Here is a 9,997-nt window from a genome sequence, read left to right on the forward strand (position 1 = left end):
CCACTTTCTATTTTACTTTTCTGACAGATAAGATTATAATAAGTAGTATTTATTTTTGGAGGTTTTTATGTCATTTCTATCAAAAAATTGGGCAGGACTGTTAGCCTGTCTAATCATTTCTATCATCTCTTGGGTTTTAGGAGGCTTTCTGCCTGTTGTGGGAGCACCTGTTTTCGCCATTTTTATCGGAATGATTCTCCATCCCTTTCTCACTTCCTATACACAACTGGAAGCCGGCTTGACTTATAGCTCCAAAAAATTGCTCCAATACGCAGTCATCTTACTGGGCTTTGGACTCAATATCTCACAAGTTTTCGCAGTTGGAAAGTCTTCTCTCCCAGTTATCCTTTCTACCATTTCTATAGCCTTGATTATAGCTTTCTTTTTCCAACGCTTTTTTAACCTTGATACAAAGCTAGCTACATTGATTGGAGTTGGATCTTCTATCTGTGGCGGTTCTGCCATTGCAGCGACTGCTCCTGTTATTCACGCCAAGGAAAAAGAAGTAGCCCAAGCCATTTCTGTTATCTTTTTCTTCAATGTCTTGGCAGCTCTTATCTTTCCGACTCTAGGTTCTTGGCTCCATCTTTCCAACGAAGGTTTTGCTCTCTTTGCGGGTACTGCAGTCAACGATACTTCCTCTGTGACAGCTACTGCTAGCGCCTGGGATAGTCTTTACCAAAGCAATACTCTCGAATCTGCTACTATTGTCAAACTGACACGCACCCTGGCTATTATCCCTATTACTCTCTTCCTCTCTTATTGGCAAAGCCGTCAACAAGGCAACAACCAAGGAGTGAAGCTTAAAAAAATCTTCCCCGTTTTCATTCTCTATTTTATCCTAGCTTCTCTGCTAACCACCGTCCTTACTTCTTTTGGTGTTAGCAATAGCTTCTTTGCACCTCTCAAACAACTCTCCAAATTCCTCATCATCATGGCTATGAGTGCTATTGGTCTCAAAACAAACCTCATTGCTATGATCAAATCCAGTGGAAAATCCATTCTTCTTGGAGCCCTTTGCTGGATTGCTATCATCCTGACCAGTCTTGGTATGCAAACACTCATCGGCATTTTCTAATACTCTTCGAAAATCTCTTCAAACCACGTCAACGTCGTCTTGCCGTAGGTATGGTTACTGACTTCGTCAGTTCTATCTGCAACCTCAAAACAGTGTTTTGAGCAACCTGCGGCTAGTTTGCTCTCTGATTTTCATTGAGTACAACACAAAAGGTAGCCTAAAGGCTACCTTTTTATTGTTCAGGAATTAAACGTGTATGTTCTCTCTTAATACAACGGTTCATCACGATGTCATTGCATCCCCCAGCACGTAAGATTTCTGCTGCTTCCAGGCTTTCAAGGCCTAATTGCGCCCAGAAAATCTTGGCATCCGCCTTGAGAAAGTCTCGTGCTACATCAGGTAAAAATTCACTGCGACGATAGACATTAACGATATCTACAGGGAACGGAATTTCAGCTAGACTGGCATAAACCTTTTCTCCCAAAATCTCGCTACCTGCAGCTTTAGGGTTAACTGGAATAATTTTATAGCCACGAGCCTGCATTTCTTTAGTCACTCGATTGCTAGTTGTTTCCTCACGATCGGATAAGCCTACTACAGCTAGAGTTTTACTGGTTGCTAGATACTGACGGATCACTCCATCACTTGGGTTGATAAATTCTTGAGTCATAGAAATCCTCCTTTTCATCAGTATAGCACATTTTGAAAAGGCTTGCAGTTTTTGACTACAAAAAATTTCCTAGCAGGAAAAAGCCGGCTAGGAAATTTATTCAAGTGAAAGACTAGATTTTTTTCTCGACACTAAATAAAGGAGAAAGAGGACGTTTTTCGTGAATACGTACAATAGCATCACCTAGGAGATGAGCGATAGAAATTTGTTCAATCTTATCAATCAAACGTTCTTCTGGAAGATAGATAGTGTCCAAGACAACCAATTTTTTAATGGCTGATTTCTGGATATTCTCCATTGCTGGACCAGAAAGAACTGGGTGCGTACAACTTGCGTAAACTTCAACAGCTCCTGCTTCTGCTAGAGCATCAGCCGCATGACAAATGGTTCCAGCTGTATCAATCATATCGTCAATCAAGATACAAGTCTTACCTTCTACCTTACCAATGATATTCATAACTTCACTAGTATTCATCTTGTCTACACTACGACGCTTGTCGATAATGGCAATTGGAGTTTTCAAAAATTCTGCTAATTTACGAGCACGAGTCACCCCACCGTGGTCCGGGCTGACAACGACATAGTCGGAACCAACCATGCCACGACGCTCAAAGTAATCCGCAATCAATGGAGCACCCATCAAGTGATCCACCGGAATATCAAAGAAACCTTGAATCTGTGCAGCGTGCAAATCAATCGTCAACAAACGATCAACTCCAGCTACTTCAAGCATATTTGCAACGAGTTTTGCAGTGATTGGCTCACGCGCTCTTGCCTTTCTATCCTGACGTGCATAACCATAGTAAGGCATAACAACGTTGACAGATTCTGCACTGGCGCGCTTCAAAGCGTCAACCATAATCAAAATCTCAAGTAGATTATCATTTACTGGTGAGCTAGTTGATTGTAGAATAAAGACGTGTTTTCCACGGATCGATTCTTCGATATTAACTTGAATTTCTCCGTCTGAAAATTGACGAACAGTCGATTTTCCCAACTCTATCCCAATCTCTTGCGCCACACGCTCTGCCAATTCTCTATTTGAAGAAAGGGCAAACAGCTTTAAATCAGAAAAAGACATGATTTCCTCCAGTATTTATGTATCACTTGTGTTTTTCACAACATTTTTCCATCTACCATTGTAGCGCTTTTTTCTCGATTTTTCAATAAAAAATAAGACAAGAGTAGACTTTTATACTCTTATCTTATACTATCTTATATTCGTGATATCAAAGGTAAAACTTGTCAACCTTCTCATCCTACTTCATGCTACTCCAGAAGCTTTTAATTAGAAAGTTAGTATATCTCCCTCATACTACCTGTATCCACATCGTAAACAGCTCCTGAAATAATAACATCATCTGGAATTAAGGGGCATTCTCGCAGCAATTTCATATCCTCTCGAACACTCTCATCGATGTCTTGAAACGGTAAAAAGTCCTGCCCAGATACATCAACTCCCAATTCACATTTTAGGTGCTCTTGAAAATCCTCGTTATTGAAGGTTTGAGCCCCGCAGTCTGTATGATGAAGAACCACAATTTCTCTCGTCCCCATTTGTTGTTGGGAAATTACAAGTGAACGAATCATATCCTCAGTCACTCGACCACCCGCATTCCGTAAAATATGGGCATCTCCCAGAGCTAACCCCAGAGCTGGCGCAACGTGTAGACGCGAATCCATACAAGTTACGATTGAAACCTTGGTCTTGGGTTTAATGGATAAATGCAAATCTCCATGTAGTTCTACATAAGCTTGATTGGCTTTTAAAAAATTTTCAAAATAGGACATGACAACTCACTTTCTAGTCTGTCAGATAATTTGAACACCAAATTATTTATCTCCTATCTTACCATCTTTTCTTTGTCTTGTCAGCTGTCAACTTTCATATAAAAAAACTGGGACAGAGACATCCAGCAACTAGCTTGGGTTTCTGTCCTAGTTTTTTAATATTATGAGCCTTTTTGGATATACTTGTTAAGAGAGCCTGCAAAGCTCTGAAGATTGAGACTCTGTACATAGACCTCACCGGTACCTCGGAAGGTATTCACCACTCCTTCACCCGTACCTATAGACTGCCAGAAACCATTTTCTAAGTGGATATCATAGTCCAGAGATTGACTCCAAGCCACCACATGGGCATTGTCAATCGTTATTTCTTGGTTTTGCAACTCAATTTTCTTAATAGATCCAAAAGCATTGGCCAAAAGAGTTCCCTGACCTTGGGTTGTCATCACAAAGAGACCGCCTTGCCCTCCGAACAGAGCTTTCCCAATAGACTGGCGCTCCATTGTATAGAAAGCTGTACCATCAAGAGCTAAAAAGGCCCCATCATTCAATCGGTACTGGTTTTCGCCTAGCTCAAGAGCAATCACTTGACCAGGAGTGTCTGGTGCTAAAGCAAGGTTTCCGTTGTCAGACTCTGCAACAGCTTGAGTGATAAAGGTACTTTCACCAGAAACCATTGAACGCCCTACAGCTTTGACAAAACGTCCCAAACCAGAACCGCTTGCATTGAGCTGGGTATTGAGACTTACATTAGGTGTATGGTAGACCATGCTACCGCGCTGAATAAAGACCGTTTCCCCCTGATTGAGCGACAACTCTACCAAAGGAAACTGCATGTGACTATCCATAGAAAATTTCATCAGAAATTCCTCCTTATTTTTAATAAATGTTAGCAATAAAATAATTAGTAATCTAAACCTGAGTAAAACGATTAGGAGAATACTTTTTTCAAGACTTCCTGAATAGTCGTCACCCCAATCACCTGAATTTCCTTAGGTGGCTTTATACCTGTTAGGGAGTTTTTTGGTACATAGATTTTTGTAAATCCAAGCTTAGCAGCTTCATTGATCCGTTGTTCGATACGATTTACGCGCCGAATCTCTCCCGTCAAACCCAATTCTCCTACAAAACATTCCTGGGGATTGGTTGGCTTGTCCTTGTAGCTAGAAGCAATAGCAACTGCAACAGCCAGGTCAATAGCAGGTTCATCTAATTTGACACCACCAGCTGATTTGAGATAGGCATCCTGATTTTGCAAGAGAAGCCCTGCACGTTTTTCCAAAACAGCCATAATCAAGCTAGCACGATTGAAATCAAGCCCTGTCGTCGTACGCTTAGCATTTCCAAACATGGTCGGCGTCACCAAGGCCTGCACTTCCGCAAGAATTGGACGTGTTCCTTCCATTGTCACAACGATGGACGAACCAGTCGCTCCATCCAAGCGTTCTTCCAGAAACACTTCACTAGGATTAAGAACTTCAACCAAGCCACCTGACTGCATCTCAAAGATTCCAATCTCGTTGGTCGAGCCAAAACGATTTTTGACTGCTCTCAAGATACGGAAGGTATGGTGGCGTTCCCCTTCAAAGTAAAGCACCGTATCCACCATATGTTCCAACATTCGAGGTCCCGCTAAGGTTCCTTCCTTGGTCACATGCCCTACGATAAAGATAGCAATGTTATTGGTCTTGGCCAGCTGCATGAGCTCTGCAGTTACTTCCCGTACTTGAGAAACCGATCCTTGCACCCCTGAAATCTCAGGAGACATAATGGTCTGAATCGAATCGATGATAAGAAAGTTTGGTTGGATTCGCTCCACCTCAGCTCTCACGCTCTGCATATTGGTCTCAGCATAGAGATAAAACTCACTATCAATATCCCCCAAGCGCTCTGCACGGAGTTTGATCTGTTGAGCAGACTCCTCCCCACTGACATAGAGGACCGTTCCTACTTGAGACAACTGGGTTGATACTTGTAAGAGAAGGGTTGATTTTCCAATACCTGGATCTCCACCAATTAGGACGAGACTCCCTGGTACCACACCCCCACCGAGTACACGGTTGAATTCCTCCATCTCAGTCTTGGTTCGATTGACATTAATAGAAGTTACTTCAGCCAATTTCATAGGCTTGGTTTTCTCACCTGTCAAGGACACACGAGCATTCTTGACCTCTGCAACCTCAACCTCCTCAACAAAAGAAGACCAAGCTCCACAGTTTGGACAGCGTCCTAAATACTTTGGTGAATTATATTCACAATTTTGACACACAAATGTCGCTTTTTTCTTAGCGATAATAAACCTCTTCCTATTAAAAATAATCTATAAAAAATATTTCTTTAAACGATGACCAAAATCTTTTTTCTTCTAACTCTCCTATTTGAAAAGCTCTATACTGAAAATTTATTAAAACATTGTACACAAATCTTCTATCATAGGTGAATAAATCTAATATGATATAGATGACAAATAAGAACACAACAACTATAATCAAAACTGAAAATAAAACTTTTATCCAGTCTATTACTATAGACTCAATTGATAATCCTTTAAAATAGTTTAATAGTTCTGTTTCTGAAATATTCTTCGTTAATAAATCAAATATTTTTGAAAATAATGTTGAAACTATGGATAAAAGAGCAATCATAATTGTTGCAAAAATTCCCATTCCCCACTTTATTAAATCTCTTGTAGAATTGATTGATTTTTTAATTTCTTTTAAAAGCTTATCAATATCCTCTGGTGTTAAAATGTTATTTTGATTATATTGTATCGCAATGTTTATTACTTTATTTTTTCTAAATATTGCGAAACCACGATAAATGAAAAAAAATATTAGTACGTTTAAAAAATCTGTATTTGAAGCATATGAATTAGAAGATACTAAGTCCACAACATAAAGTATTAGAAGTAAAAGTAGAACAACTTCAAAAAATTTGAATCCTATATCTTCCCACCAGTTAAACTTCCTTCTTAGCCTAGATCTCACTTCAAAATATAACCCTGACATACTTCCCCCATTTTTTCATCAAAAGTATTCTGACTCATAAAGACTTCATCTTAGTGCCCTGTCGATCCAAATCCACCAGTACGTACTCCGTCTGCCTCATCTCCATCTGCGATTAAAAATGGTGCAAAGACAGCCTGAACTACACGTTCCCCAACTTCAAGAACAACTTCTTGGTCTGTGATATTCTTCATCTGTGCAAAGATATGTCCCTCATTCCCTGGATTGCCATAATAGTCTCCATCAATGACACCCACAGAGTTAATCAAGACCAAACCTTTTTTACGAGGATTTGATGAACGGTCATAAAGATAGAGCACTTCAGTCGGCTGCATATAAGCCTTAACACCCGTTGGGACGAGAACAATCTCTCCTGGAGCGATAACCGTACGCACCGCAACCTTTAAGTCGTAGCCAGCTGCATGCGCTGTCTCACGTTTAGGTAACAAAGTTTCATCTGTAAAGCTAGAAACTAATTCAAAACCACGAATTTTCATATTATTCCTCTTTTTAATCTTTTATTCTAGGCTATTTTATCTTATTTATTCGAAAAAAGCACGAAAAAAGAGCACACAATTCACACTCGCTTAGGGCTGCTGGATTCCTCCCCTGACCCGCTTCACGCAGAACTGTTGCTCCACTAGCTATTATACCACATTCCCCTCTATTTTTAAAGAGAAATTATTTTTTACGTCGATTTCGGAAAAAGTCTTGCATAATCTCTGCGCACTCATTCTCTAAAACACCTGTTTCAACGTCCACACGGTGATTGAGCCTCTCATCTGTTAAAATATCGTACAAGCTCCCAGCGGCGCCAAATTTCTGGTTTTTAGCCCCGTAGATCACGTTTGGAATCCGTGCGAGACCAATTGCCCCACTACACATGACACACGGCTCTATGGTCACAAAAAGCGTACAATCGAGCAAACGCCAACTCTCTTCACTCAAATTAGCATTCTCTATGGCCATAATTTCCGCATGCATGACTGCCCGTTGCAACTCCTCTCGCGCATTGTGTCCTCTCCCAATGACTTTTCCGTCCTTGACAATTACACAACCAATCGGGATTTCATCATGCTCTAAAGCAATCTCTGCCTCTTTTAAGGCCTCTCTCATAAAAGCTTCTTTTTCTTCAAGCGTGTAATTCATCTCTTCTCTCTTCCTAGCTATCAATTCTATCATTATACCATGTTTCTCAACACAAAAAAAGCCACCGAATGCGGTGACTTTATAGGGAGATTATTATGAAAAAGAAAAGTTTAGGAAATTTGTTACAACAAGTTAGGAGGTCTTCTTGTAACTGTCTATAGTATATCCAACCTGTCTTAAACAAATCTTAAAAAATCTCCTATGACCAAACACTTTCTAAAATATTTGTCTGTTCACGACCAGGACCTACTGAGAATGTTGAAATACGAACACCCACCAATTCGCTAACACGGCGAACATAGTTACGTGCATTTTCAGGAAGGTCTTCCAAATTACGTACTCCAGTGATATCTTCAGACCAACCAGGCAATTCTTCGTAGATTGGTTTACAACGTTTCAATTGTTCGAGACTAGCTGGGTAGTAATCAATACGTTGACCATCAAGATCATAAGCCACACAGATTTTAACAGTATCCAAACCACTCAAAACATCGATAGAGTTCAAAGAGAGATTTGTGATCCCAGAAACACGACGGCTATGACGCATAACAACTGAGTCGAACCAACCTACACGACGAGGACGCCCAGTAGTTGTTCCATACTCATGCCCCACTTCACGAATACGATCACCAACTTCATCAAATAGCTCAGTTGGGAAAGGACCATCACCTACACGACTTGTATAAGCCTTACATACACCGACAACTTTGTCAATCTTGCTTGGACCTACTCCAGAACCAATTGTCACACCACCAGCCACTGGGTTTGATGAAGTAACAAATGGATAAGTACCTTGGTCAATATCCAACATGACACCTTGTGCACCCTCAAAGAGAACCCGTTTACCATTATCAAGCGCGTCGTTCAAGATAACTGAAGTATCAGTCACATATTGCTTGATTTGTTGGCCATACTCATAGTATTCTTCAAAAATATCATCAATTGAAATAGGTTCACTATCATACAATTTTACAAATTGACGATTTTTCTCAGCAAGATTACGTTCTAAACGTTCACGGAAGATTTCTTTATCCAAAAGATCCGCAATACGAATTCCAACACGAGCTGCCTTGTCCATATAGGCTGGACCAATTCCTTTAATTGTCGTCCCAATCTTGTTATCACCCTTAGCTTCTTCTTGAAGACGGTCTAACTCAATGTGATAAGGCAAAATAACATGCGCACGATCAGAAATTCTAAGATTATCTGTTGTAACACCTTCTTCATGCAAATAAGACAATTCTTTTACAAGAGATTTAGGGTTGACAACCATCCCATTACCAATAACAGAGATTTTTTCTGGGAAGAAGATACCTGAAGGAATCAAGTGCAATTTAAATTTCTTTCCATCAATAACAATTGTGTGACCTGCATTATCTCCGCCTTGGTAACGAGCAATCACTTCTGCATTAGCTGAAAGAAAATCTGTAATTTTTCCTTTACCTTCATCACCCCATTGGGTACCTACAACAACAACTGAAGTCATAATAAATTTTCGTCTGAGCCAAAAGGCTCGTCCTTTCTCATATACATGGTGGGACTCTCACCCACAATAATATCTTACAATTTATTATAAGAAAAAAAGCCTATTTTATCAAGAATTAACACTAGAAAAGATTAGGGTTTTCCTTTGATTTTAAAATAAATAAAGTAAAAATTTAAGATTAAACTATATATTTTTTATTATATATAAATTAACGTTCGTAATAAATGAAAATAACTGTACCTACTAACAATAATTGAATGTTTGTCCAAGTAAATGATTAAGATAGATACGATAAGCAGCCCTAAAATGATAGAGAAGAAAATCCTTCTCATTCTTAATCTTAAAACGAATTAAATAATAAAGTAAAAATTTAAGATGAAGTAATTCCCATTCATCAGTACTTTGAAATAAAATTGAATATTCATTTTCGATTTGCTTTAGAAAAACCAAAGATCGATCATAATATTTTTGAAGCATATAAAAAACCTTTCTTATTGATAAAACAAGTTTATCAGAAAGGCAAAATAAATAGATAAATATTTCTATAAAGTAAAAATTTTAAGCTGAACAAACTTAAAACAAAGAAAAGAAGTAAAAATAGATGGAAAAAAGCTCTGAAAAATCCAGAAAAATAAAGCCAAGAAAACAAAAAAACGTTCCTTAGAACGTTTAACTACTCCGCCAGTAGGACTCGAACCTACGACATCATGATTAACAGTCATGCGCTACTACCAACTGAGCTATGGCGGATAAAAGCTAAGCGACTTCCATATCTCACAGGGGGCAACCCCCAACTACTTCCGGCGTTCTAGGGCTTAACTTCTGTGTTCGGCATGGGTACAGGTGTATCTCCTAGGCTATCGTCACTTAACTCTGAGTAA

At 39.4% G+C, this 9,997-nt stretch carries 11 protein-coding genes, 1 tRNA gene, 1 rRNA gene and 1 other RNA gene; 1 reads left to right on the forward strand and 13 read right to left on the reverse strand.

The window, feature by feature from the left end:
* Nucleotides 1-67 precede the first annotated feature (67 nt).
* Nucleotides 68-1,078 carry a YeiH family protein gene (locus tag KBU52_RS07710; protein WP_254724621.1) on the forward strand — a complete coding sequence of 337 codons (1,011 nt, stop codon included), beginning with the start codon at nucleotides 68-70 and terminating at the stop codon, nucleotides 1,076-1,078.
* 172 nt (nucleotides 1,079-1,250) lie between these two features.
* Here KBU52_RS07710 and KBU52_RS07715 read toward each other — a convergent pair whose 3' ends face one another.
* From KBU52_RS07715 to rrf, 13 genes are all read right to left on the reverse strand, one after another.
* Nucleotides 1,251-1,688, reverse strand: a complete 438-nt coding sequence (locus tag KBU52_RS07715; RefSeq protein ID WP_254724620.1) for a CoA-binding protein — start codon at nucleotides 1,686-1,688, stop codon at nucleotides 1,251-1,253.
* A gap of 112 nt (nucleotides 1,689-1,800) precedes the next feature.
* A complete protein-coding gene (locus KBU52_RS07720; RefSeq protein WP_254724619.1) occupies nucleotides 1,801-2,769 on the reverse strand; it encodes a ribose-phosphate diphosphokinase in 969 nt (322 codons plus the stop codon).
* Between the two features lie 215 nt (nucleotides 2,770-2,984).
* Nucleotides 2,985-3,479 (reverse strand): carbonic anhydrase, encoded by a 495-nt coding sequence (locus KBU52_RS07725; RefSeq protein WP_254724618.1) that lies wholly within the window; start codon nucleotides 3,477-3,479, stop codon nucleotides 2,985-2,987.
* A gap of 161 nt (nucleotides 3,480-3,640) precedes the next feature.
* A complete protein-coding gene (locus KBU52_RS07730) occupies nucleotides 3,641-4,336 on the reverse strand; it encodes a TIGR00266 family protein (RefSeq protein ID WP_006155546.1) in 696 nt (231 codons plus the stop codon).
* Between the two features lie 71 nt (nucleotides 4,337-4,407).
* Complete coding sequence (gene radA / locus KBU52_RS07735; RefSeq protein WP_301798488.1) at nucleotides 4,408-5,772, reverse strand: DNA repair protein RadA; 1,365 nt, start codon at nucleotides 5,770-5,772, stop codon at nucleotides 4,408-4,410.
* 13 nt (nucleotides 5,773-5,785) lie between these two features.
* Complete coding sequence (locus tag KBU52_RS07740) at nucleotides 5,786-6,484, reverse strand: hypothetical protein (protein WP_254724616.1); 699 nt, start codon at nucleotides 6,482-6,484, stop codon at nucleotides 5,786-5,788.
* 50 nt (nucleotides 6,485-6,534) lie between these two features.
* Nucleotides 6,535-6,978, reverse strand: coding sequence for a dUTP diphosphatase (locus KBU52_RS07745; protein WP_044020006.1), 444 nt, complete (start codon nucleotides 6,976-6,978; stop codon nucleotides 6,535-6,537).
* Between the two features lie 53 nt (nucleotides 6,979-7,031).
* Nucleotides 7,032-7,130, reverse strand: an RNA gene (gene ffs / locus KBU52_RS07750) — signal recognition particle sRNA small type.
* Between the two features lie 32 nt (nucleotides 7,131-7,162).
* Nucleotides 7,163-7,630 carry a tRNA adenosine(34) deaminase TadA gene (tadA, locus tag KBU52_RS07755; RefSeq protein ID WP_006155547.1) on the reverse strand — a complete coding sequence of 156 codons (468 nt, stop codon included), beginning with the start codon at nucleotides 7,628-7,630 and terminating at the stop codon, nucleotides 7,163-7,165.
* A gap of 199 nt (nucleotides 7,631-7,829) precedes the next feature.
* The gene (locus tag KBU52_RS07760) at nucleotides 7,830-9,116 is read right to left on the reverse strand and encodes an adenylosuccinate synthase (protein WP_004250345.1); all 1,287 of its coding nucleotides are present in this window, start codon (nucleotides 9,114-9,116) and stop codon (nucleotides 7,830-7,832) included.
* A 243-nt stretch (nucleotides 9,117-9,359) separates the two neighbouring features.
* Nucleotides 9,360-9,593: a sigma(X)-activator ComW gene (gene comW, locus KBU52_RS07765; RefSeq protein WP_025170381.1), complete on the reverse strand. Its 234-nt coding sequence runs from the start codon at nucleotides 9,591-9,593 to the stop codon at nucleotides 9,360-9,362.
* Between the two features lie 199 nt (nucleotides 9,594-9,792).
* Nucleotides 9,793-9,866, reverse strand: a tRNA-Asn gene (locus tag KBU52_RS07770).
* A gap of 5 nt (nucleotides 9,867-9,871) precedes the next feature.
* A 5S ribosomal RNA gene (gene rrf, locus KBU52_RS07775) occupies nucleotides 9,872-9,987 on the reverse strand.
* Nucleotides 9,988-9,997 lie beyond the last annotated feature (10 nt).

Origin of the sequence: Streptococcus sp. 9.1(2021) (assembly GCF_030466425.1) — a bacterium.
GTDB lineage: Bacteria > Bacillota > Bacilli > Lactobacillales > Streptococcaceae > Streptococcus > Streptococcus wuxiensis.

What these genes read in the sequence shown, in the direction of transcription:
- KBU52_RS07710 (WP_254724621.1), top strand. Translation starts at nt 68, where the DNA reads ATGTCATTTCTATCAAAAAATTGGGCAGGACTGTTAGCCTGTCTAATC.
- KBU52_RS07715 (WP_254724620.1), bottom strand. Translation starts at nt 1,688, where the DNA reads ATGACTCAAGAATTTATCAACCCAAGTGATGGAGTGATCCGTCAGTAT.
- KBU52_RS07720 (WP_254724619.1), bottom strand. Translation starts at nt 2,769, where the DNA reads ATGTCTTTTTCTGATTTAAAGCTGTTTGCCCTTTCTTCAAATAGAGAA.
- KBU52_RS07725 (WP_254724618.1), bottom strand. Translation starts at nt 3,479, where the DNA reads ATGTCCTATTTTGAAAATTTTTTAAAAGCCAATCAAGCTTATGTAGAA.
- KBU52_RS07730 (WP_006155546.1), bottom strand. Translation starts at nt 4,336, where the DNA reads ATGAAATTTTCTATGGATAGTCACATGCAGTTTCCTTTGGTAGAGTTG.
- KBU52_RS07740 (WP_254724616.1), bottom strand. Translation starts at nt 6,484, where the DNA reads ATGTCAGGGTTATATTTTGAAGTGAGATCTAGGCTAAGAAGGAAGTTT.
- KBU52_RS07745 (WP_044020006.1), bottom strand. Translation starts at nt 6,978, where the DNA reads ATGAAAATTCGTGGTTTTGAATTAGTTTCTAGCTTTACAGATGAAACT.
- tadA (WP_006155547.1), bottom strand. Translation starts at nt 7,630, where the DNA reads ATGAATTACACGCTTGAAGAAAAAGAAGCTTTTATGAGAGAGGCCTTA.
- KBU52_RS07760 (WP_004250345.1), bottom strand. Translation starts at nt 9,116, where the DNA reads ATGACTTCAGTTGTTGTTGTAGGTACCCAATGGGGTGATGAAGGTAAA.
- comW (WP_025170381.1), bottom strand. Translation starts at nt 9,593, where the DNA reads ATGCTTCAAAAATATTATGATCGATCTTTGGTTTTTCTAAAGCAAATC.